General features: G+C 65.5%; 17 protein-coding genes and 1 pseudogene. 7 read left to right on the plus strand and 11 right to left on the minus strand.

Annotation, left to right across the window (positions count from 1 at the left end):
* Positions 1–501, minus strand: a 501-nt coding sequence (locus GJ630_RS09460; protein WP_191449784.1) for a DUF2339 domain-containing protein, incomplete at its 3' end; no start/stop codon positions are given.
* 128 nt (positions 502–629) lie between these two features.
* On the opposite strand from GJ630_RS09460, the gene GJ630_RS09465 reads away from it, so the two are divergent.
* On the plus strand, positions 630–1,688 hold the full coding sequence (locus tag GJ630_RS09465) for a glycosyltransferase (protein WP_014039847.1): 1,059 nt from the start codon (positions 630–632) through the stop codon (positions 1,686–1,688).
* A gap of 48 nt (positions 1,689–1,736) precedes the next feature.
* Here the strand turns inward: GJ630_RS09465 and GJ630_RS09470 are convergent, their stop codons facing one another.
* The gene (locus tag GJ630_RS09470; protein ID WP_151146759.1) at positions 1,737–3,476 is read right to left on the minus strand and encodes a Na+/H+ antiporter NhaC family protein; all 1,740 of its coding nucleotides are present in this window, start codon (positions 3,474–3,476) and stop codon (positions 1,737–1,739) included.
* 101 nt (positions 3,477–3,577) lie between these two features.
* Between GJ630_RS09470 and GJ630_RS09475 the strand changes: the two genes are divergently transcribed.
* Positions 3,578–5,440, plus strand: coding sequence for a DEAD/DEAH box helicase (locus GJ630_RS09475; protein ID WP_371727302.1), 1,863 nt, complete (start codon positions 3,578–3,580; stop codon positions 5,438–5,440).
* A 27-nt stretch (positions 5,441–5,467) separates the two neighbouring features.
* Here GJ630_RS09475 and GJ630_RS09480 read toward each other — a convergent pair whose 3' ends face one another.
* The 7 genes and pseudogenes from GJ630_RS09480 to purH all read right to left on the minus strand — a co-directional run bounded on the left by GJ630_RS09480 (position 5,468) and on the right by purH (position 14,482).
* On the minus strand, positions 5,468–6,961 hold the full coding sequence (locus GJ630_RS09480; protein WP_064288376.1) for a globin-coupled sensor protein: 1,494 nt from the start codon (positions 6,959–6,961) through the stop codon (positions 5,468–5,470).
* A gap of 185 nt (positions 6,962–7,146) precedes the next feature.
* Positions 7,147–7,785: a class I SAM-dependent methyltransferase gene (locus GJ630_RS09485; RefSeq protein WP_129754911.1), complete on the minus strand. Its 639-nt coding sequence runs from the start codon at positions 7,783–7,785 to the stop codon at positions 7,147–7,149.
* 66 nt (positions 7,786–7,851) lie between these two features.
* Entirely contained in the window at positions 7,852–10,323 is a 2,472-nt protein-coding gene (gene folP, locus GJ630_RS09490) for a dihydropteroate synthase (protein WP_191449786.1), read from the minus strand.
* A gap of 117 nt (positions 10,324–10,440) precedes the next feature.
* On the minus strand, positions 10,441–11,157 hold the full coding sequence (locus tag GJ630_RS09495; RefSeq protein WP_064288379.1) for a hypothetical protein: 717 nt from the start codon (positions 11,155–11,157) through the stop codon (positions 10,441–10,443).
* A gap of 41 nt (positions 11,158–11,198) precedes the next feature.
* Positions 11,199–11,738 carry a hypothetical protein gene (locus GJ630_RS09500; RefSeq protein ID WP_014039855.1) on the minus strand — a complete coding sequence of 180 codons (540 nt, stop codon included), beginning with the start codon at positions 11,736–11,738 and terminating at the stop codon, positions 11,199–11,201.
* 57 nt (positions 11,739–11,795) lie between these two features.
* Positions 11,796–12,760, minus strand: a pseudogene (locus tag GJ630_RS20535) (formate/nitrite transporter family protein); the annotation flags it as partial.
* 141 nt (positions 12,761–12,901) lie between these two features.
* On the minus strand, positions 12,902–14,482 hold the full coding sequence (gene purH, locus GJ630_RS09510) for a bifunctional phosphoribosylaminoimidazolecarboxamide formyltransferase/IMP cyclohydrolase (RefSeq protein ID WP_191449787.1): 1,581 nt from the start codon (positions 14,480–14,482) through the stop codon (positions 12,902–12,904).
* Between the two features lie 145 nt (positions 14,483–14,627).
* Between purH and GJ630_RS09515 the strand changes: the two genes are divergently transcribed.
* The 5 genes from GJ630_RS09515 to GJ630_RS09535 all read left to right on the plus strand — a co-directional run bounded on the left by GJ630_RS09515 (position 14,628) and on the right by GJ630_RS09535 (position 20,147).
* On the plus strand, positions 14,628–15,182 hold the full coding sequence (locus GJ630_RS09515) for a hypothetical protein (protein ID WP_004963012.1): 555 nt from the start codon (positions 14,628–14,630) through the stop codon (positions 15,180–15,182).
* Positions 15,183–15,430: 248 nt separating this feature from the next.
* Entirely contained in the window at positions 15,431–16,498 is a 1,068-nt protein-coding gene (locus GJ630_RS09520) for a zinc-dependent alcohol dehydrogenase family protein (protein ID WP_191449788.1), read from the plus strand.
* Between the two features lie 133 nt (positions 16,499–16,631).
* Positions 16,632–18,014: an adenylosuccinate lyase gene (gene purB / locus GJ630_RS09525; RefSeq protein WP_191449789.1), complete on the plus strand. Its 1,383-nt coding sequence runs from the start codon at positions 16,632–16,634 to the stop codon at positions 18,012–18,014.
* Between the two features lie 91 nt (positions 18,015–18,105).
* Positions 18,106–19,413, plus strand: a complete 1,308-nt coding sequence (locus GJ630_RS09530; RefSeq protein WP_191449790.1) for an MFS transporter — start codon at positions 18,106–18,108, stop codon at positions 19,411–19,413.
* An 89-nt stretch (positions 19,414–19,502) separates the two neighbouring features.
* Positions 19,503–20,147, plus strand: coding sequence for a phosphoribosyltransferase (locus GJ630_RS09535; protein WP_191449791.1), 645 nt, complete (start codon positions 19,503–19,505; stop codon positions 20,145–20,147).
* A gap of 16 nt (positions 20,148–20,163) precedes the next feature.
* On the opposite strand, the gene GJ630_RS09540 is transcribed toward GJ630_RS09535, so the two are convergent.
* Together GJ630_RS09540 and lysA are read right to left on the minus strand one after the other, a co-directional pair.
* On the minus strand, positions 20,164–21,291 hold the full coding sequence (locus tag GJ630_RS09540) for a M20 family metallopeptidase (RefSeq protein WP_191449792.1): 1,128 nt from the start codon (positions 21,289–21,291) through the stop codon (positions 20,164–20,166).
* Complete coding sequence (lysA, locus tag GJ630_RS09545; protein ID WP_191449793.1) at positions 21,291–22,526, minus strand: diaminopimelate decarboxylase; 1,236 nt, start codon at positions 22,524–22,526, stop codon at positions 21,291–21,293. Before lysA ends, GJ630_RS09540 begins: the two co-directional genes overlap by 1 nt.
* Positions 22,527–22,715 lie beyond the last annotated feature (189 nt).

A 22,715-nucleotide genomic window follows, 5' to 3' on the forward strand; every position in this document is an offset into this window, starting at 1 on the left:
CGCGTAGACGCTGAAATACGCGATGGCGAGGCCGGTCCCCGCGACGAGCCGACCCCATCGGTCGTAGCCCTGCCGCTCGGCGGCGTACCGACCGCCCGCGAGCAGTATGAGCCCGCCCGCTGTGCCGGTGAGCACACGCCCGAGCGGGCCGAGGTAGCCCGCTTCGATGGCCAGACGAATGAAGAAGACGACGCCGACCACCAGCGCGAGCCCGCCGACCCCGCCGAGCCACTTCATCCCGATGTCGCGCTCCCAGTTCCGCTCGTCGACAGGCGCGTCGCTGTCGGCTGTCTCGCCGGTCTCTGGCGCTGTCCCCGAACCGTGTGTGGCCTCCGATTCGGGAGCCGCCGTGTCCGCTTCAGTGGTTGCAGTTTCGTCCCCGACAGACGGAGGCGGGTCGGTGTCCAGTTTCGATTCCAGGGCGGTGATGCGTGTCTGGAGGGCATCGACCTCGGCGCGGAGGTCACGTACTTCCGCTTCGAGGTCGTCATCATCGCTCATACACTGACACGTTGCAGAGTCGCTGTAATAAACATCCAGTCGAACGACAGTTCCGACGGCCAATCCGCCATCTGTCGCCGTCAACCGCGAACGGGTGGATTTTTGAGCGGCCACGTCGTCGCACCTGTATGCGTGTCGCGGTCGTCGCCATGGAGACGAGTCAGTACCGGGACACAGTGGGCCGGACCCGGCTGGAGCGGGTGGCTACCGAACTCGCCGCTGCCGGTCACGACGTGACCGTGTTCTGTTCGCAGTGGTGGCCGGGATTCGACAATCAGCGCGAGCGCGACGGCGTCACGTACCGCGCCGTCACCGTCTCGCCGACCGTCCCCTCCTTCTGTGTCCGCCTCCCGGCCATGCTCGCCCGGTTCCGTCCGGATGTCGTCCACGTTCACCCGACGCCGTCGTCGGTCGCACTCGCGGCCAAGACCGGTGCAACGCTGTCTCGCGCGCCGCTTCTCACGGAGTGGTATGGGGACGAAGACGTGCCCGAAAGCCGCCGGGCCAACCTCGCGCTCCGCGCGTCGGACTGTCTCGTCACCCCCTCCGAACTCGTCCGCACGCGGGTCCGCGAGCGGGGAGCGACGGCGGACCAGACCGCGATTCTCCCACAGAGCATCGACATGGATCTTGTCCGGGAAGTCGACCCCGACGAGGAGATCGACGTGGTGTACGCCCATCGGCTGGACGGCAGCGCGAACGTCGAGTCGCTGCTGCTCGGGCTGGCGGAACTCAGACAGAAGGGTTGGTCGGCGACGATCATCGGCGACGGCCCGGAGCGGGAGTACTACGAACAGGAGGCGGCCGACCTCCGCATCGACGACCGCGTGACCTTCGCCGGCGCGTGCGACATCGAGGAGCGCGTCTCGATCTACAAGGGCGCGCACGTATTCGTCCAGACGGCGTTCCGAGAGTGTTTCGCCACGGACCTCCTCTGGGCGATGGCCTGTGGCTGTATCGGCATCGTGGAGTACCAGGCCGAGTCGTCGGCCCACGAACTCATCGAGCAGCGCGACCGCGCCTTCCGGGTGACGAACCCGCAGGAAATCGCCGACAAAATCGCCGAATCGGCCGACTTCGAGCGCCGGACCGTCGACGAGTCCTGTGCCGAGTTCGACCACGCACAGGTCCGTGCAGAGTACGAGGACCTGTACGAGTCACGTATCGAGGAGACCGGTCTTTTCTAATCGGAACGCCGTTCAGACGCGCTGACGACGGGGACAAATCGCCACCAGTCAGTACGGGATGACGCGGAACCCTTCGGGGAGCACCAGCCCGAACACGAGGAACAGCGCGGCCGCGATACCTGCCGCGATGAGAGCGTAGGGCGCTTGACTCCGGACGTGGACCATGTGGTCGCTCCCGCTCGTCGACGACGCGAGGACGGTCGTGTCGCTGATGGGCGAGGTGTGGTCGCCGAAGATGCCGCCGCTGAACACCGCGCCGAGGACGAGCGGGAGGTTCGCGCCCGTCGAGAACGCGAGCGGGATGGCGATGGGGAACATGATGCCGTAGGTCGACCACGACGAGCCATCGGAGAAGCTAACAAAGGAAGTCACGAGGAAGACGCCCACCGGAATGATGAACGCCGGCACGCCGCCGAAGACGTTCGTCACGAACGACGAAATACCCAGTATCGTCACCGCGTTCTGGATGGAACTGGCGAACATCAGGATGACGGCCGCAAGGAGGATGCCCTTGAAGCCGACCATCATCGCGTCGGTGGCATCGTCGTTGGACGGGATGTCGCCCTTCCAGCGATACAGCAGGAAGGCGAGGATGAGTGCCGAGAAGGACGCGAGACCCAACTGGACGCCGCCGATGTTGAACGCCCACGGGCCGCTCGGCGGCGTGATGAGCTGCCAACTGCCGAGCTGGAGCAGCGTGGCCCCCATCCCTTCCTTCCCCTTGACGTAGATGACGGGGCTGGCCCGCCAGAACATCGCGCCGAGGCCGACGACGATCATGGTGAGAATCGGCCAGGCGAAGTTCCGCCAGTCCGGCGTCGCGGTCTCTGACACCTCGTACTCGTCCATCTCCGCGGAAATCATCGGGTCGGCGTCGTCGCCGACGACTTTCCCCTCGTTTCTCGCTCGGGATTCCTCCGTCCCCATCCCGTAGATGTTTGGCACGACCTGCCACGCGACGAGTCCCGCGAGACCGAGCGCGATCCAGGAGTAGAAGCCGGTAAACAGCGTGTTGAAAAACAGCGGCCAGACGGCACCGGTCGCCGCGGTGACCTGCTCGCCGCCGGTGTTCACGAAGTTGGTCATGCCCGAGGGCAGCGTCCCCTGCTGCTGTGCCTCGACGAGGCCGCCTCCGATGAAGCCGACCATCGCCGCTCCCCACGTCGAGTAGAACGCGAGCCGGGACGCCGGGGACCCCGCTGAGTCGACGTAGTAGGCCAGTTTGGCCCGCGAGACGTCGAACTTGTCGGTCAGCGGCCGCATCATCGAGCCGACCACGAGGCAGTTGAAGTAGTCATCGATGTGGATGGCGATCCCGGCCAGGAACGCGGCCTTCTCGGCGTCTGCGGCGGATTCAGCCCGCTCCACCAGCGCCTCCAGCACGCCCTGTATCGCCCCAGCTCGGATCATCAGTCCGATCAGCCCGCCGATGGCGAAGATGGCGAGCAGGACGTTCTTGACGTACCATTCCCCGAACAGCGGGGCCGTGGCGATGATTTCCGGCACGAGCTTCAGCCCGAAGAGCGCTCCGAGTACGATGCCACCGACGCCGACCGTCCAGGGACTCCCGTCTTCTGCCTGTGGCTGGACGGTCGCCACCTCACCGCCGGCGGTGATCAGATCGGACGGGACCCCGACAGCCTGGGGGTGTAATGCGCCGACCAGCACGCCTGTGATGACGATGCCCACGAACAGCCCGATAAGAGCGTCCCGGGTGTACCAGGCGAGACCGATGGCGACGAGCGCGGGCACGATCGACCACGGTCCAGCCGCGATTCCCTCAACCATGCCGGCTGGTCTAAGTGGCGCTATATTAATGTACGTGTTCGGACCGACGGGGCGGTCGCCCAGACGAAACCCGTTTGAGCGTCGGTCCCCTCCATTTGGTAGTGACAGTCGAGGAGCCAGCAGACCGAGACGAGGACTCGGACCCCGCAGAACTCGAACTCGACGCCGTCTACGACGCTATCGATGCCGTCGGCCGCCCACATCTGACGGCGACGGAGTTCTCCCGGAAAACGGACCTGACGCCAGACGAGGCCCGGGAAGCACTGGAGCGCCTCGCCGACGACGGCGACATCGAGCGCCAGGACGTGTCCGAGGTCGAGTCCGTGTGGTACCCGGCGGACATCGCCGAGGTGACAGACCGCGAGCGCGTCGTTCTGTTCCCCGACCGCCGCGAAGTGGTCGTCGAACACCCCGACCAGTTCACGCGGGCGCAACTCTCACAGTTCGCGCGCCTGCAGGACACCAACCGTTCGGGCGGCTACGTGTACGAACTCCGCGAGGAGGACATCTGGGCCGCGCCACACGAGTCCCTGGACGCCCTCCTGACGACGATGCGGGACGTGCTGGGCGAGCGCTCGCCCCACCTCGAAGAGTGGGTGACGAGCCAGTGGGAGCGCGCCCGGAAGTTCCGCCTGAAGACCCACGAGGACGGCTACGTCGTACTCGAAGCCGAGAGTGACGACCTGATGGGCAACGTCGCCCGGCCGAAACTCGACGACGACCACCTCCGGGCCCCCATCTCGGATTCGGAGTCGTGGGTCAACGAGGACGCGACCGCCGAGATCAAGCGCACGCTGTACGAGGCGGGCTATCCGGTCCGGGACGACCGCGACTTAGAGACCGGCGACGCCATCGAGATGGACCTCCGCCTGCGCCTGCGGGATTACCAGCAGGACTGGGTCGAGCGGTTCACCGAGCAGGGGTCGGGCGTGTTCGTCGGCCCGCCGGGGTCGGGCAAGACCGTCGCCGCGATGGGGGCGATGGCCGCTATCAGCGGTGAGACGTTGATTCTCGTCCCCTCGCGCGAACTCGCGACCCAGTGGCACGACGAACTGGTCCGGCACACGACCCTGACCGACGACGACATCGGCGAGTACCACGGCGGCGAGAAGAACATCCGGCCGGTCACCATCGCAACCTACCGCACCGCGGGGATGGACCGCCACCGGAAGCTGTTCGACCAGCGCAAGTGGGGCCTCATCGTCTTCGACGAGGTCCATCACGTCCCCTCGCCGATTCACCGCCGGAGCGCGGACCTCCAGACCAAACACCGCCTGGGTTTGACCGCCACGCCGACCAGAGAGAGCGACGACGAGGAGGAGATATTCACGCTCATCGGCCCGCCTATCGGCACCGACTGGGGGAAACTGTTCGACGAGGGCTACGTGGCCGAACCCGAGGTCGAAATCCGCCTCGTCCCGTGGGGCAACGAGACGGAGCAGTCCGAGTACAGTTCCACGTCGGGCCACGACCGCCGACAGGCCGCCGCCAGCAACACCGGGAAAATCGACGAGATACGCTACGCACTGGCCGAGAACCCGGCCGCGAAGGCGCTCGTGTTCATCGAGTACCTTGACCAGGGCGAGGCCATCAGCGAGGCCATCGACGCACCCTTTATCAGCGGCGAGACGCCACACGCACGTCGGGAGAAACTGTTCGACGAGTTCCGCCGGGGCGAACTGAACACGCTGGTCGTCTCCCGTGTCGGCGACGAGGGTATCGACCTGCCCGACGCCGAACTCGCTCTCGTCGCGTCTGGACTGGGTGGGTCCCGTCGGCAGGGCGCACAGCGGGCCGGACGGACGATGCGCCCCGCCGGCGACGCCCGGATGGTTATTCTCGCGACACGCGGGACGACGGAGGAGGACTTCGTCCGCCGGCAGATGCGCCACCTCGCTTCGAAGGGCATCCGCGTGACCGAGACGGAGGCCGAGGCCGTCGAGCCGCCCGAAGTCGAGGAGTAAGCCAGACGCGCTGACTGTGGGTCGAGCTTATTCCGTGTCGGTATCGAGCCGGCGCGCGGTCTCGGCCACGTCCCGAATCTTCGCCGTCTGTTCTTCGTTCGTCGCCGCGAGGTCGTCCAGTTGTGCCGTCATGTCGTCGATGCCGCTCGACAGTTCGTCGATCATGCTGGCCACCTCCTCGGTCGACGCCGCTTGGTCGTCGGTGGCCGCCGAGACCTCCTGGATGCCCTGTGCTGCCTCGTTGACCGCCGACACGATCTCTTCGAGTTGTTCGGCCGCCGTCTCGACCTGATCGATGCCCTCCGTCACCTGCTCTGTCACGGTTTCGAGGCTCTCGACGGCGTCGACGGTCTCGTCTTGGATCTCTGTGACGGTGTCCTCGATCTGGTTCGCGTGTTCCTGTGAATCTCCGGCGAGCGTCTTGATTTCGTCGGCGACAACGGCGAACCCGTCGCCCGCCTCGCCGGCGCGTGCGGCCTCGATAGACGCGTTCAGCGCGAGCATGTTGGTCTGGTCCGCGATGTCGTTGATCACCTCGACGATGTCGTCGATCTCGTCGGCCTGCTCCCGGAGGCCGGCGATGTCTGTGGAAACCGTATCGACAGCGTCGTCGACGTCGTTCATCATGGCCGCGGCCTGCTGTGCGGCTTCGTTCCCGCGTTCCGCCTTTTCCTCGGCCGATGTGCTGGTACTCGCGACTTCTTCGGCGGTCGAGGCGATCTCCTCGATGGTTGCGCTCATATCCGCGACCTCGCCCGCCACCTCGTCCATCGACTCGGACTGTGTCTCGGCTGTGTCGGTGATTTGTTGGTTCGTCTGGGCGACCTCCTCGGCTGAGGCGCTCAGTTCGTCGATGGGCTGCTGGAGTCCGCTCTCGACCTCCTCCATCAGCGCCTGCTGGTCATCGATTGCCGATTCCAGACGCTGGCTGTACGAGTCGATGTAGGTGTCCATCGCCACCTGCTGGTCGAGGTTGAGGAGTTTGAACACGGACAGCGCCCGCGATTGCATCTCTTCGAGTGCCTCGTCCCGGGCGGCGTCGCCCGACTGCAGGTCCTCGACGATTGTCCGCAGGAAATGTTCGAAGTAGATGCTGTAGGCCCCGAGATAGATCTTCGGGCCGAGGTCGAGCATGTCGTGAATCTTCCCGATACGGGCCCGGTTCTCGAAGTACTGTTTGTCGTAGCTCCCGGCGACGAGGTCGCGGAGGTACTGTGACTGTGTGTTTTTGAGCTGGTCGACCGACTTGGTGGACCGCCCGAAAATCTCGATGGTTTCGTCGAACGATTTGAGGTGATCGTAGAAGTCGTCGACGACAGATTCGGCCCGGGCGTTCGTCTTCGCTTCCATCGCGGTCAGATTGTCGACGTCCGACTCATCGAATCCGGTAAACTCCTTCCGCCAGCGTATCTCCCCGGCGTCCAGTCCGATACGATCGGTAAGCGTTCCGCCGTCGACCGCTTTTCTGTCAGAAGAACTGATGCGCTCTCGGGAGTTCTTACTCCCGTCCCGTAATTCCATGGCGGACCTCCACCGATACAAACCTTATATGTTCGCTCCCGATTTTCATTGTTGAGAGATATCGGGAATAATACCCTCAATATAGTGGGAAAATTGCTTGTGCCGCCCAGGCCTAACGCACTGAACAACTGCCCGAGTAGTCCTGGTTATAGAACCCTTCTCCACACGAACGCCAGTCCCCTGATTCAGTTGTGACCCGGCAGTGTCTCGCTGTCCTCCGGTTGTGCCCGGAATATGGCAAAGGTCCCTCCGAGTTCGTCGTCGACCGGTTCGACCGATTCGACGCGAAAGCCGGCTTCCGTCAGTAGATCTGCGCTACGTTCACGACCGTGGAAACTCCAGGCCATGGCGGTGCCGGTATCCAGCCAGTCGTCGTTCGTGCCTTCCCATGGGTCGTCTCCTAGCGCGGCCAGGAGTTGCCCGCCGGGCCGGAGCACGCGCTCAAATTCGGAAAAGACAGTGGCGTGTTCGTCCTTTGGAACGTGGATGACGGCGTGGTAGGAGACAACGGCATCGAACGTATCGTCAGCGAACGGGAGCGTCGCCAGGTCACCACGGACCAGTCCGTCGGAGTCGACAGTATCACGAGCGGTACGGAGCTGTTCGGCTGAGATATCCAGTCCGATGGTATCGTGCTGATCGGCGAGAACTTCCATTGCCGGCGTACCCGCACCACAGCCCGCATCGAGGACGCGACTACCATCAGGGAGGGCCGCTGCAAGCGATTCGACAAGGGTCCGTTCGCGACCGTTCCCGTCCCGCTTCTCGGCGTAGGTACTCGCAATCTCGTCGTACCCCTCGCGGACAACGTCTCGCTGATCCATACCAGCGGTGCTCGGTGGTGGCGTAAGTGCTTTCGGTCTGGTGGAATTACGGACAAACAGCGCCGCTCAGTCCTCGAATTTCTCCGGGTTCTGAGCTGCCTCAGCGACCCGAACCGCGGCAACGTTCTCCGGGACGTCGTGGACGCGAACGATGTCGGCCCCCCGTTCGGCCGCCAGCGTCGTCCCGGCGATGGTCGCCTCCAGACAGTCGCCCGCTTCCTGTCCGACCAGCCCGAACAGGGACTTGTGGGAGTGCCCGACCAGGATTGGACAGCCGAGTGCCTCGAACTCCGGAAGTCGGTCGAGCAGTTCGAAGTCCTCCGTGGCAGATTTCCCGAAGCCGATGCCCGGGTCGACGATGATCTGGTCTCGGTCGAGTCCGGCCTTTTCCGCGAGCAGGACGCGCTCTGTCAGTTGGTCGATGCAGTCCCCCACCACGTCGTCGTAGTGGATGTCGCTGTCGGGGTCGACCGGCGTCTCGATGGAGTGCATCACGACCACCGGCACGTCGTACTCGGCGGCGACGAGGCGCATCTCGGGGTCTTCGAGGCCAGACACGTCGTTCAGGATGTCTGCCCCGGCGTCGAGTGCTGCCCGCGCGACGGGTGCTTTCCGCGTATCGACGGATATCGCGACATCCAGCTCCGAAAGCGCCTCGATGACCGGCACCACGCGGTCGATCTCCTCCTCGGCCGGGACCGGTTCAGCACCGGGCCGGGTCGACTCCCCGCCGATATCTAGGATGTCCGCGCCGTCCTCGACCATTTGCTCGGCGCGGGCGACGGCGTCCTCGACGGCGTTGTACTCGCCGCCGTCGTGGAAGGAATCCGGGGTGATATTGCAGATACCCATAACGGCTGTGCCGTCGTCCCAGGGATACGCTGCCGACGTGTCGGGCTCGGACTGTTGGATGGACAGCGCCCCCCGCAGTTCGTCGGCGAACGACGCGAGCCCGTAGGGCTGGCCGTCCAGCTTCTCCGCGAGGCGCTTGTACTGGGCCATCGTCGCCATCATGACCACGTCGGTTGATTCCTCCTCTTGGCCGTCCAGCCCAGAGACGGCACATTCGCCGCCCAAGGACAGCAGTTCCTCCTTGAGGTACTGGGCCTGTCGCGGCTGGACGCGGGTACGCAGGACGCGGTGGACGCCCTTCCCCCGCATCCGCCAGGCCCCGGTATCGGTGACGTGGGCGCTCTCGATGGTCTCGCGGGCCTCGGCCAGCGAGTCGACCTGCTTGGGAATCAGCGAGCGCGACCAGCCGGTCCGGGCCTCCCGGACGGCGTACAGCGACCCGGTCACGAGGACCGCATCACCGGAGTCCGCGGCGTTGAGTGCGATATCGAGCGCCCCGGATACGTCGTTTCGCGTCTCGATGGTGGCGTCGGTCGCGTTCTCAACGGCGGTCGCGACGACGTGGTGAGACTCCGCCCGGTCGACGTTGGGCTGGCAGGCGACGACGTGGTCCGGGTCCGGTAACGCCGCGGCGATGCGCTCGTGGTCCTTGTCGACCATCGCGCCGACGACGACGTGGAGGTCGTCGTAGTCGAACGACGACAGCGTCTCCGCGGTGCGCTCGATGCTTCCTGGGTTGTGTGCCCCGTCGAGGACGACCAGCGGCGACTCGTTCATCACTTCAAACCGACCGGGCCAGTGGGCGTTTCGCAGGCCGCGTTCGAGATCGGACTGCGAGACATCCGCGACCTGCCGGCACAGTGTGGCTGCGATTCCGGCGTTCTGTGCCTGATGCGCGCCCAGCAGCGGGAGGGAGGTATCGACGCTCCAGTTCGGGCCGTCGACCGAGACCGACCCCTCCAGCCCCTCACGACCGCCGTAGTTCACGGATATATCGGCCTCGCTCTCGGCCGGGTTCTGGTCTGTCTCGACGGCGCTCCCAACGGTCACGACATCGTCGGTGAACTCGCGGACGGCCGCGAGCGCGTCGCCTGTCGTTCCGGTCACCAGCGGATTGCCGTCCGGGGCGACGTGGGCCTTGTCGTGGGCGATTTCCTCGACGGTGTCGCCCAGGATGTGGGTGTGTTCGAGCGTCACGGACGTGACGGCGCTTGCGACCGGATCGACCACGCTCGTGGCGTCGTATCGGCCGCCGATACCGACCTCCAGCACTGCAACGTCGACGTCCTGGCGGTCGAACTCCCACAGCGCCATCGCAGTCATCGTTTCGAAGAAGGTGGGCGAATCATTGGCCGCGCCCTGCTCGGTCACGTACGCCTGAACCGATTCGACGAACTCGACGAGCGCGGCCTCGGAGAGCTTCCTGCCGTTGATCCGGATTCGCTCGCGCACGTCGTCGAGATGCGGGGACGTGTACAGTCCGACATCGAGGCCTGCTTCCCGCAACGTTCGTTCGACCATCCGCGCGGTGGACCCCTTCCCGTTGGACCCCGCAATCTGGACGCAGCGAAGCCCCTCCTGTGGGTCACCGAGCGACGATAGCAGGTCCTGCGTGGCATCAGTACCGGGTCGCGAGGCGAACCGGCGCAACTCGAAGAGGAAGTTCGCGGCCTCGTGGAACTCCATGGTCGGGCTATCGGAGCCGCTCGCTTTAGCCTGTCGGACTGTTGCGTGTGTCCGGCGCGAAGACGCCCCGAACAGCCTGCTTACCCAACTGGTCTCCCACTGGCCTGCCGGCGACAGTTACGCCTGGTCGCTACGCTCGCGCGTGGCCCACCGACCGAGCGCGCTCGACAGAATCAGGAACGCGGCACCCAGCAGCGGTGCCGGGTCGATCTTCGCTTCCGGTCGCTCGTCCGTGTCCGTCTCAGTGGGCTCCGTCTCCACTTGTTCCAGAGTGTCCGTCTCGGTCTCTGACTTGGGAGCGCCAGATAGCTCCGTACCCGTCCCAGTATCCTGCCGCCGGGACTCGGACTCAGTCCGTGGCATCTCTGTGGCCAGCGACGTTTCCTGCGCCTCTGGAGCCGGCGTCTCCTCGGCGTCTTCTACCGCTGCTGTCGGCTCGAACTCCGTCTCGGCCGGTGATGGCGTGTCGACGCTCGGTTCAGCCGGTGGTGGCGTTTCGTCTGGACGTTCCGTGGCCCATTCCGACGCGTCCTCGTCGGTGCTCCTGGCATCGGTTCCATCAGCGTTGCGGCGGCGGTACCACCAGAGCCCAGCCGTTGCCGCGCCGAGCGCGATGAGGGACAGCCCCGTGCCGAGCAGCCCCCACTGTCGCCACAGCGACCCGAGGCGGTCCGTGAGACTGGGGCCGGAATCCTCGGCCCCGTCCGGCCCCGCCGGTCCCGGTGATGGGCCAGTAGTGGTATCGTCGACAACGGCGACGCCGGGAACGGCGTCGAGCGCCGAGGCGATGGCGTCTCGCTCCACCTCGACTTCGAGAAACGTGGGTGCGTCCATACGTGACCCGTCGTCGGGCGACTATGTAAAACCCGCTCAGGCTATTCCCGGGCGGGCTCGTACTCGGTGTCGGTCGCCGCGGTCCGCGGTAGGTCGGTCTCCATGTCGACGGCGTCCAGCAGTTCAGAATCCGGGTTCTCTGACTCGCCGAGAAGCGCCTGCAGTTCCCGCTCGTACTCGGCCTCGGAGAGGTCCCCCTCGACGTACCGGCGCGTCAACGCCTCGTGTCGCTCCTCGACTGTCGGCTCCGGCGGCGCGAACACGTCGGCGAGGCCGAGCGACGCGAGCGGTGGCACGACTGATTCGAGACGGGTGAGCCCACCAGCGACGCGCTGGCTCTTCGGCACCGACGCCCGCCGGGCCAGCGCACGGACCAGCGCGACCGAGAAGACGATGTCAACGCCCACTAGGAGCAATGTGCCAAGCAGGAACCCGGCGAAAGTCTGGATGACCGCGCCGCCGCCGAGAAGCGCCCCGACTGTCGCGACGACACCGACGATTCCCAGCCCGACAGCGCCCAGCGTCGTCAGAACGACGGCGGCAAACAGAAGCAGCAGCCGGTTATCTCTCACCCAGTTCACACCAACGATAGCCGGAGGCCGTTGAAATGGTTTGTGTCAGCGCTCGTTCTCTCGCGACTCCGGATCGCTTTGGGGAATTTCGTCGGTCGCCGGCACGTACGAGCGGCCCGAAGCGGACCACCCGCCCCAGATCCACTCCCGGATGGTGAGCTGGCGCTTGGACCCCTGATCTCGCGCTGTTTCGAGCCGCCGTTCGGTCGTATGGAAGTAGTTGACGACGGTCACGAGCACGACGCCGCCGACGGAGTTGCCGAGAAGTACCGGGAGAACGAACTGCCAGAGGCCGACAGACAGCGCCAGCTCGCCGATAAACACGAGATAGAACATCTCCGTCGCGGAGACGACGACGTGATAGAGGTTTCCGAAGGGAATCGCCAGGAAGGCGATGTAAATCAACACGAGCCGGGAGATGCTGTCCCGCAGCGAGTAGTCGACCCAGACGACGCCGGCGACGATGAGGCCGGCGAACACCGCCTTCGAGAACAGCGTTAGCTGAGAGGTCGCGATAGCTTTCTGGGCGAAGCGGCGGCGGCCGCCGCCGCGTCGGCGGAGAGAACGTCGGTCGTCGCCAGCGCGAGCGCGCCGAGCATCCCGCCGAAGAGGTTCGAAATCAGGACGACGACCCAGATACGGAGCAGCGACGGGATGCTCGCCAGCCGTTCGAGGACGAGCGCGACCGGCGGGAGTGTGTTCTCCGTGTAGAGCTGATAATCCCCGAGAATGATGAAGACAAACCCGAGTGGATACAGGAGCGCGCTCAATATCGGGTCGCCGCCGGTCTTCGCGTACAATGACGCGTACAGCATGAACGTCACTGTGATAGCGAACCCGCCCGCGACGCCGGCGAAGAACATCTCGCGAGTCCCGACTGTCACCTCCTCGTCGGCCGCGACGATGATGCGCTGGAAAATCTCGTCCGCGGAGAACCGGTCACGGATGACACTCCCACCCGCCGGGGCACCGCTCCGAGAGACGTCCACAGCGTCGCGGACAGCTTCCTCCCTGTCGTTGTCGTTTGCCATCGGGAGCGGGTTCTAAAGCCTCGACAAAACCTCTTTCGTTGCCGGCTACCGGTTGCGCTGCGGTCCCGCTCAGTCGTGCCGGAACCACCGATAGACTCGTGCCACTCGTCTACCGAGGCTCAGACACGCTCTCGCTACCGCTCAGTCGTGTCTGAACGACCGCTGCCCGGTGAACACCATCGCCATGTCGTGTTCGTCCGCGGCCTCGATGACGCTCTCGTCGTTCTTCGAGCCGCCGGGCTGGATAACCGCCTCGATGCCAGCGTCGGCGGCCTCTTCAATGCCGTCCGGGAACGGGAAGAAGGCGTCCGAGGCCATCACCGCGCCCTCGGCGTCCTTCCCCTCGGCGTGCTCGTCGGCCTTCATCGCGGCCAGCCGGACGGCGTCGACCCGGGACACTTGCCCCATGCCGATGCCGACCGTTTCCGTCCCGTCGGCGAAGAGGATACCGTTGGACTTGACGTGTTTGAGCGTGTGCCAGGCGAACAGCATCGACTCGACCTGCTCGTCGGTCGGTTCCCGTTCGGTGACGACCTCCAGGTCGTCGGCCGAGAGGTGCTGGGTGTCCCGCTCCTGAACCAGTCGGCCGCCGACGAGGGGTTTCTCGGTCAGGCTATCGGTGACCTCGAAGTTCTCGTTGACATCCAGCACGCGGAGATTCTCCTTCTCGAACAGCACGTCGAGCGCGGCGTCGGTGTAGCCGGGCGCGACGACGACCTCTTTGAATGAGTCGATAATCTGCTCGGCGGTGGCGGCGTCGCACTCGCGGTTCAGCGCGACGATGCCGCCGAAGGCGCTCATCGGGTCTGTCGACAGTGCCTTCTCGTAGGCGTCGGCCACGGAGTCGGCAGTCGCACAGCCGGCCGGGTTGGTGTGTTTGATGACCGCCGCGGCGGGCTCCTCGAACTCCTTGATGAGGTTCAGCGCGCCGTCGGCGTCGTTGTAGTTGTTGTACGACAGCGCCTTCGCACCCTCGTTGAGCTGGTCGGCGTGGACGACGCTGGCCTCCGAGACGGTCGTGTCAGTGTACAGCGCGGCGTTCTGATGGGGGTTCTCCCCATAGCGCAGACTCGATGCGAGGTCATCCGAGACGATGCGGCGGGCAGGGAAGTCTCCGCCCTCGTCGCCCTCTACTGAGACCGTGCCTGCATCCCAGTCGATGGTGACGCGGTCCTCGGCGAACCACTCGATGACGCGCGGGTAGGCGGTGAACTCGCCTTCATAGAGCACGCGCTCTTTGAGACTGTCCTCGTCGTCACCTTCGAAGACGGGAATCGGTTCCTGCGTGACGATGGGGCCGCCGTCGACGCTTTCATCAAGGACGTGGACGGTACAGCCCGTCACCTTCACGCCGGCGTCGAGGACCTGCTCGTGAGCGTTCGCCCCGGTGAAGTTCGGCAGCAGGCTTGGGTGGACGTTCAGCGCGGTCGGTGTCTCGTCGAGGAACGTCTCGCTGAGGACGCGCATATACCCGTCCAGCGTGACGAGGTCGAAGTCGTACTCCGAGAGGGCGTCGAGGACGCGCTCCTCGTGGGACTCGCGCGACTCGTCCGCGTCGTGCTCGACGACCTCGGTCGGGATGCCGCGCTCGGCGGCTGCTTCGAGCACCGGCGCGTCGGCGTCATTGGTCAGAACGACGGCGAACTCCGCCCCGCCCGGGGCGCGGTCCGCGATGTTCATGAGATTTCGGCCGCGGTTACTGGCCATACCGGCGAGTTTCATGTGGGACTGACCGACCGGACCGTGCAAAGTTGTTGCGAAACCCCCGGCCGGCCTGTGGCGTGCGACCGAGCCACATTAGCTATGTCTGTATTCTCGGCGTGTACCGGTTCGGTGCGCATTTGTAGCCCGCCGCCAACTCGCCCGTATGGCGAAGCTACGGTGTCAGCGCGCGGGTGCGGTCGCCGCCGTCGGTGGTGTCGTCTGGGTTGGCTGGGCCGTGGTGCTGTCCGCGACCGGTCAGACCGAAATGAGTACCTCCATCCTCGCCGGAACCGCCCTCTCCGCACTCGGTGTCGTAGCCGGTCACTATGCCATTGAGGATTTCTACGGCGCACGGATGAAGCGGCCAGGGACCATCGGTGCGTGGGCCGGCGGCCTCGGCGGCCTCGTTTTCGCCGTCGGACAACTGGTCCGCCTCCTCTCCGGTGGTGGCGAGGCGGTCATCGCGGTCGGCGTACTCGTGCTGGTCAGCGGGTCGTTACTGGTCACCGTCGGTCTCGTCAGGACGCGCATCCAGCCGCCGTGGCTGGGCGTGTTGCTTGGCCTCGGGACTATCGCGTTCCTCGGGTTCGAAGTCCAGCCAGCGGCGGCAACCGTATACGGCCTCGCGTGGGTCGCACTTGGACAGGACCTCTATCGCTTTGACCCACCGGATGGCCGCTTTGGCGATGCCGACGGCGACTACGGCTGGCTGAGTTGAGGATTGGCCGGCTAGCGGGACCATCTCTTCGCTCTCTGTCGAAGGTATTTCGATGTGGACGAAAATATGGCTACTTGATATGTGTCATCGGCTTCGGCAGCAGCGGCAGTTATTTGAAATTATTCTGGACTTAGATTGACGCAGCCGAGTAACCACAATATCAGGGGTGCGGACCTCCTCGCTCGCGAAGATATTGTAGCTCAAAAACCATAATATTCATTAGTAAGATATCCTATGTTAATAGTGTAATGCAAGCAGTACTACTAGAAGAGTTTCAGGAACCGCTGACAGTACAGGACGTCGACCGCCCCGAGCCGGAGCCGGACGGTGCCGTCGCCGAGGTCATCGGCTGTGGTATCTGTCGGTCCGACTGGCACTGCTGGCAGGGGGACTGGGACTGGTTCGGGTACCGGCCTGACCCGCCACACGTCCTCGGTCACGAGCCGACAGGCCGGATTGTCTCTGTCGGCGAAGACGTCGAAAACATTGAGGAGGGACAGGAGGTCGCCATTCCGTTCAACTTCGCCTGCGGGAACTGCGACCTCTGTCGAAACGGGCGGGAAAACATCTGCGAGAACCACATCGGTCTCGGGTTCATGAACCAGGCCCCCGGCGCGTTCGCCGAGGAGGTCCACATTCCCAACGCCGACCTCAACGCCGTTCCGCTCCCGGACGGTATCGACGCCGAGTCGGCCGCCGGGATGGGCTGTCGGTTCATGACCTCGTTCCACGCGATGGCCCACCGCGCACCGGTCAGTGCCGGCGACGACGTGGTCATCCACGGCTGCGGTGGCATCGGGCTCTCGGCGGTTCACATCGCGAACGCCCTCGGCGGCAACGTCATCGGAGTCGACCTGATGGACGAAAAACTGGACCGCGCGGAAGAGCTTGGCGCTGTCGCCACCGTCAACGCACAGGCGGTCGACGACCCCGCAAAGGAGGTCAGGGACATCACTGACGGCGGGGCCGACGTGTCCGCAGACGCCCTCGGTATCGCAACGACCTGCCAGAACGCGGTGAACTCGCTCCGCAAAGGCGGCACGCACGTCCAGATCGGACTGACCACCAGCGAGGAGGCGGGGATGGTGTCGCTCCCGACCGACGAGTTCGTCGCCAAAGAAATCGATTTCAAGGGCTCACTCGGGCTCCAGCCATCGCGGTACAGCGAAATGCTGGACATGGTGGAATCGAGCAAACTCGACCCGACGGCGCTGGTCGAGGACACGGTCGACATCCACCAGGTACCCGACGAACTGGCCGCGATGAGCGACTACAACACGGTCGGTATCCCAGTCTGCAACGAGTTCAGCAACTAACGACGCGGCCTCCTCTTTCACCCGAATCCCCGCTCCCCACCTTTCTCGCCGTCACACCACGCCTCGCTGCCGCACCGCGTCGCGGTTGCGGGAGAACGACACGCTTTTTCGCGCCTCCCGCGCACACTCGGGTATGACCGAGAGAGGGCCACTGGCCGCCGTTTCGCCGCTCGACGGCCGATACGCCCGCTACACCGAACCGCTCGTCCCGTACGCCAGCGAGCGGGCGCTGATGCGCGCCCGCGTGGAAGTCGAAGTCGAGTATCTCATCGCGCTTGCCGACCTCGACGCCACGCCGCTGTCAATCGACGACGGCCAGCGCGCGACGCTCCGGGCGCTGTACGAAGGGTTCGACGACGAGGACGCGAGCGTCGTCAAACAGCTCGAAACCGAGGGCTACGGCGAGTACGCGGCGACCAACCACGACGTGAAGGCCATCGAGTACTTCATCCGACTGGGGATGCCCGACGACCTCGACGCCGCCAACTGGATTCACTTCGGGCTGACCAGCGAGGACGTGAACAACCTCGCCCAGCGGCTGCTCGTCAAGCCCGCCGCCGAGGAGGTGCTGGTGCCCGAACTCCGCGAGATTCGGGATACGCTGGTGGAGATGGCCCACACCTACGCTGACGTGCCGATGCTGGCCCGCACACACGGCCAGCCTGCGACGCCGACGACGTTCGGCAAGGAGATGGCCGTCTACGCCTCGCGGCTGGGCCAGGCCATCGGTCGGGTCGAGCGGGCCGCCGACACCCTCTCCGGAAAGCTCGCCGGCGCGTCGGGAACCTACGCGGCCCACGTCGCCGCCTACCCCGACGTGGACTGGCCAACGTTCGCCGAATCCTTCGTCGGCGACCTCGGCCTGGAGCACGAACCGCTGACGACGCAGGTCAACCCCTGTGACGACCTCGCGGTCCTGTTCGATGCGCTCCGGGGCGCGAACAACATCCTGCTGGACCTCGACCTCGACGTGTGGCTGTACGTCTCGGACCGCTATCTCGGCCAGGAAGCCGTCGAGGGCGAAACGGGGTCCTCGACGATGCCCCACAAGGTCAACCCAATCGACTTCGAGAACAGCGAGGGGAATCTCTCGAAGGCCAATTCCGACCTCCACTTCCTCGGCGACTACGTCACGAACTCCCGGCTCCAGCGGGACCTCTCGGACTCGACGGTCAAGCGCAACATCGGGGCCGCCTTCGCCCACTGTCTCATCGGCTACAGCAAGTGCCAGAACGGGCTGGCGAAGGTCGTCCCCAACGAGCAGGTGATGCGCGACGACCTCGCCGCGACGCCGGAGATCATCGGCGAAGCCGTTCAGACGATCCTCCGGCGCGAAGGGTACGCCGACGCCTACGAGCAGGTCAAAAAGGCCACTCGGGGCCGCGAGGTCACCATCGAGGACTTCCACGATATGTTTGCCGACCTCGACGTGAGCGACGAGGTCCGGGCCGAACTGGAGGCGCTGACGCCGACCGATTACACGGGGATCGCGGCGCAGCAGGCCGACGACATCTGAGCGCCGCTGTCTCGCCGGTGCTGTTTTCGGGTCGACGTACCACCGCGGGGAACGCAACTATCACGAGTGTGGCCGCCTTCGTCAGGGGTAGATGGTCCTCGGCACTGACACCCGGGTCCTGACGCTCGCGTTCGCTCGGATGGCGGACGCGCTGGGCAACTCGTTTCTCATCATCGTGCTCCCCCTGTACATCGCCAGCGGACAGGTGTCGCTCGCCGGTATCGCCGGCCAGCAGATACTCGGGTTCACGCTTCAGACGGAGACGCTGATCGGACTGGTGCTCTCATTGTTCGGTCTGCTGAACAGTTTTGGCCAGCCGTTTACCGGGCGGCTCTCGGACCGGACCGGTAAGCGCCGGATTTTCGTCCTCACCGGGCTGGTGCTGTTCGCTATCGGCAGCGCGGCCTACCCGTTCCTCTCCTCGTACTGGACGGTCCTCGCCGCGCGGGCATTTCAGGGACTCGGTGCGGCGTTCACGATTCCGGCGACGGTGGCGCTGGTAAACGACTACGCGGCGAGTGACGCCGAGCGCGGCGGGAACTTCGGCGTGTTCAACACTTTCCGGCTCATCGGCTTCGGGTTCGGGCCGATAATCGCCGGCGTCGTCATCACCGGCGGACTCGCCGCGAACGACGTGGTGACCTACCGATTCGCCGGCACCGCGATATCCGGCTTCACCGCCGCCTTCGCCATCGCCGTGCTGGGCGCTGTCGTGAGCTTTGCCCTCGTGTGGGCCCTGATTCAGGATCCGCCGGTCGATGCCGAAGCGGGCAAAGACCTCTCGATAGCGATTCTGGACCGAGAGGGGGAGGGGCTCGATTCAGTGTTCGTCCTCGGTATCGGCACCTTCCTAATGGCGGCCACTATCGCCCTGTTTGCCACGCTCGAAGGGCCAATTCGGATGCGGCTGGACGAGTCGACCCTGTTCTTCAGCGTCCAGTTTGCCGCCGTCGTCATCGCGAACGTCGTCTTTCAGGTACCCATCGGCCGAGCGAGCGACCGGTTTGGTCGACGGCCGTTCATCGTCGCCGGGTTCGTCATCCTTGTTCCGTCGGTGTTCGCACAGGGTGTCGTGACAGGCCCGTGGAGCATGCTTCTGGCGCGGTTCGTCCAGGGCATCGCCGTTGCGCTGGTGTTTGCCCCGTCGCTCGCTCTTGCCGGTGATCTGGCCGGCGCGAGAGGGTCCGGGACGACGCTGTCTGTCCTGACAATGGCGTTCGGTCTCGGCGTCGCTATCGGGCCGCTGGCGTCGGGCCTGCTGTACAACTTCGGGTCGTTCAGCACGCCCTTCACTGCCGGTGCCGCGCTCGCGTTTGTCGGTCTCGTTCTGACGTACACACAGGTCGAGGAGACGCTGGCCCTCGGGCAGGAACCCGACCAGCCGACACCCCAGGACTGAGCCGGTGACGCAGCCACCCGCTCGGTCGGCCGCCAGCCCGGTGACGACTGACCGGAATGATTAGGATGTACGATTCCGTATAGTGTGGTATGTTCACAGACCGCTCGGATGCGGCGCAACAGCTCGTGGCCGCGCTGCGCCGGCGGGATGTCGTCGGCGATATCGTCGTCACGCTCGCACCGAACGGCGTCCCCGTCGGCAACGTGGTCGCTGACGCGACCGGGCTCCCGATGGATGTCATCGTCATACAACGTATACGCGCTCCAAACCACCCTGAGCTGACTATCGGAGCCGTCGCGCCGGGGGGCTTCTCGTGGATCAACAGCCCGATGATGCGGTTTCTGGACGTGAACTGGGAGTACGTTCAGGAAGCGAAGACACACGCGAGCGACACCGTCGAGTCGCGAGCGGTCGACTACGGCGAGACATGGGGGCCGCTTGACGTGGCTGGCAAGCGGGTTCTGCTGGTCGACGACGGGATTCCGACGGGTGCGGCGATGCGCGTCGCGACACAGCGCCTGCGGAAAGTGGGTGCCGACGAGGTTATCGCCGCCGCCCCCGTCGCGCCGCCGGACGTGCTCGACGAGGTACAGCGGTGGGCCGACGATGTCGTCGTCCCGCTGAAACCGGCGGCGTTTCAGGCGACTTCGGACTACTACGAGGAGTTCGACAGCGTGACAGACGAAGACGCAACCACGGCGCTCTCCGACCTCGTCCAGCGGCGGTCGGCGTAGGTCGTGACTTTCCGACTCAGACCAGCCGTTCGACCGTCTCCCGCACGGCTCGCGCGGCCGTCCGAACCTCCGAGAGACGGACGTACTCGCGTTTCGAGTGGGCGACAGCACCCATCTCATCGCTCAGGTCGCCGGGACCGAACACCACGGTCGGCCCGTTGCTCGCGAAATACGAAGCTTCCGTCGCGGCCCCGAACTGCCGGACCCCGCCGCCACTTGCTTCCTGCAGCGTGCGGACCAGTTCTGCGTCGGTGTCGGTCGCGAACGCCTCGGGGAACGGCGTATCCGGGCGGATGAGGTCCACGCTGAGACCCATCGACTCCGGGAGCCACTGTTCGAGGTGGGCCTGCAGGTCGGCACAGAACGATTCGCTCGTCTCCGGCGGGACGCTCCGCCGGTCGAACGTGATGATACACTCTGCCGGGACCTGATTGGTCGCCTCGCCGCCCTCCACCATCGACGGGGTGAGGATGGGGTAGCCGAGCGTCTCGTGTTCGCCGGGGCCTTTCTTGTCGTCATACGACTCCATCGCCTGCAGAACCGGCGCGGCGGCCCGAATCGCGTTGTGGCCGCTGCCGGGGTCGGCGGCGTGGGCGCTCTCGCCGTGAATGGTGACCGTGCCCTCAAACTGGCCGCGAGCGGCGGTACACACGTCGAGGCCGGTCGGTTCGCCAACGATGTAGCCGTCGGCGCCGACTGTGTCTGCAAGGTGTGCGCCGCCGGTCTGTGTCGTCTCCTCGTCGGTAGAAATCGCCAGTGTGACCCGGCCGTCATCGGGCGTCACGGTGAGGAACGCATCCAGCAAGGCCGCGAGCGGGCCTTTCGCGTCACAGGCCCCGCGGCCACAGACGATGTCGCCGTCCCCATCGCCGCCGGTGCCATCGACAGTCTCGTCTGGCCCCGGCGGCTCCGTCCGCCGCTCGTAGGGCAGATGCGGCGGCACGGTGTCGATGTGCGTGTTGAGCAGGATATGGGTCCCGTCGGTATCGCCACGGGACGCGACGACGTTGCCGAGGTCGTCCACCTCCGGGTACTCCCCGGCGTCTTCGAGCGTGTCGACCAGTAACGAGCGCATGTCGTCGACGCGCTCGTGTGACGGCGTCTCGACGGCCTGCCGGTGGAACGAGGGGATGTCGAACGCCATTACCGCTCCATGCGGGTCACGTCCGCCAGTGTCTCCCGCTCGCGGACGACTCGCGTCTCGCCGCCCTCGAAGGCAACTTCTGCCGGCCGTGGCTGGGAGTGGAACTGGTTCGCCAGTTCGTAGCCGTACGCACCGGCGTTGCCGATTGCCAGCAGGTCAGTTCGCTCGGGTCGAGCGAGCGGTCGGTCAGTGCAGAACACGTCGGCGCTCGTACAGCACGGACCACCAACGGACACCGGTTCGGCTTCCCGGCCCGGCGCGGTGACGTTCCGAATCGGGTGGTAGGAGCCGAACATTGCCGGTCGGATGAGTGTTGCCAGCGAGGCGTCGACGCCGACGACGGTTGCCGCCGGCGTCTCCTTGACCGTGTTGACCTCCGTGAGGATGCACTCGGCGTCGGCGACAACGTACCGGCCGGGTTCGAGTTTGACCTGCGCGTCGAGGTCCCCGACCGCCTCGCGGACCTTCTCGCCGACAATCTCCATGTCCAGTGGCTCGACGTCTTCTCGGTACGGCACGCCGAAGCCGCCGCCGAAGTCGACGAAGTCCAGTTCCGCGCCGTCGGCGATGACTTCTCGGCCCATGTCGGCGACCTTCCCGATGGCCCGACAGTGGTCGTCGAGGTCGTCGTGAAGGACGCCGCTGCCGGCGTGGGCGTGCAGGCCGACGAGGTCGAACCGCTCGCGCACATCGGCCGCGACCTCGGGCACCTCGTCGTAGGGAATGCCGAACTTGGCGTCTTTCCCCGTCGCGACCTTCTCGTGGTGGCCCGTCCCGATACCGGGATTGATGCGGATGGCGACCCGGCCGTCGTAGCCCCGCTCTTCGAGGCGGTCGAAGGTGTCCCGCGCGCCCCCCGTAATCGTCAGCCCGGGGTGCTCTGCCGCCAGTTCGACGGCACGGTCGAGGTCGCGGTCCGGCGGATTGACGGCCGTGTACTGGAGCGTGTTCGGGTCTGCGCCGGCGTCGATAGCCCGCTGGAGTTCCCCCCAGGCCGCACACTCGATGTCCGCGCCCGTCTCAAGCAGTTTCGACAGAACGGCCTGTCCGGTGTGGGCCTTCGCGGCGTACATGACATGGGCGTCGGGGAACGCCGCGGCGAATCGCTCGTAGTTCTCGGCGACGCGGTCGAGATCAACGACGTACAGCGGCGTGCCGTGCTCGGCAGCCACCGCCTCCAGACGCTCGTGGTCCCAGTCCGCGAGGCGGCGGACCGGCGGCGAGTCGTGGCTCATTGGGGAAACCACGGTGTCGGCGGCTAACAAGGGTTCCGTTTCGATACACACAGCGCCCCAACTGGCCATCTCTCTATCGGGCGACGGTCGGATGCGGACGGTGCTGCGCAACAATCGTCTGTCGGCGCGTGAGGACACACCGGTATGTGAGCCGTGCCTGCCGATTCGAGCCAGCAGTACTGTTCCCGG

This window comes from Haloarcula sp. CBA1122 (genome assembly GCF_009741785.1).
Taxonomy (GTDB): Archaea; Halobacteriota; Halobacteria; order Halobacteriales; family Haloarculaceae; genus Haloarcula; species Haloarcula hispanica.

Bases quoted from the DNA above. Each gene is read 5' to 3' on its own strand.
- GJ630_RS09465 (WP_014039847.1), top strand. From the start codon at position 630: ATGCGTGTCGCGGTCGTCGCCATGGAGACGAGTCAGTACCGGGACACA.
- GJ630_RS09470 (WP_151146759.1), bottom strand. From the start codon at position 3,476: ATGGTTGAGGGAATCGCGGCTGGACCGTGGTCGATCGTGCCCGCGCTC.
- GJ630_RS09480 (WP_064288376.1), bottom strand. From the start codon at position 6,961: ATGGAATTACGGGACGGGAGTAAGAACTCCCGAGAGCGCATCAGTTCT.
- GJ630_RS09485 (WP_129754911.1), bottom strand. From the start codon at position 7,785: ATGGATCAGCGAGACGTTGTCCGCGAGGGGTACGACGAGATTGCGAGT.
- folP (WP_191449786.1), bottom strand. From the start codon at position 10,323: ATGGAGTTCCACGAGGCCGCGAACTTCCTCTTCGAGTTGCGCCGGTTC.
- GJ630_RS09495 (WP_064288379.1), bottom strand. From the start codon at position 11,157: ATGGACGCACCCACGTTTCTCGAAGTCGAGGTGGAGCGAGACGCCATC.
- purH (WP_191449787.1), bottom strand. From the start codon at position 14,482: ATGAAACTCGCCGGTATGGCCAGTAACCGCGGCCGAAATCTCATGAAC.
- GJ630_RS09515 (WP_004963012.1), top strand. From the start codon at position 14,628: ATGGCGAAGCTACGGTGTCAGCGCGCGGGTGCGGTCGCCGCCGTCGGT.
- GJ630_RS09520 (WP_191449788.1), top strand. From the start codon at position 15,431: ATGCAAGCAGTACTACTAGAAGAGTTTCAGGAACCGCTGACAGTACAG.
- purB (WP_191449789.1), top strand. From the start codon at position 16,632: ATGACCGAGAGAGGGCCACTGGCCGCCGTTTCGCCGCTCGACGGCCGA.
- GJ630_RS09530 (WP_191449790.1), top strand. From the start codon at position 18,106: ATGGTCCTCGGCACTGACACCCGGGTCCTGACGCTCGCGTTCGCTCGG.
- GJ630_RS09535 (WP_191449791.1), top strand. From the start codon at position 19,503: ATGTTCACAGACCGCTCGGATGCGGCGCAACAGCTCGTGGCCGCGCTG.
- GJ630_RS09540 (WP_191449792.1), bottom strand. From the start codon at position 21,291: ATGGCGTTCGACATCCCCTCGTTCCACCGGCAGGCCGTCGAGACGCCG.
- lysA (WP_191449793.1), bottom strand. From the start codon at position 22,526: ATGAGCCACGACTCGCCGCCGGTCCGCCGCCTCGCGGACTGGGACCAC.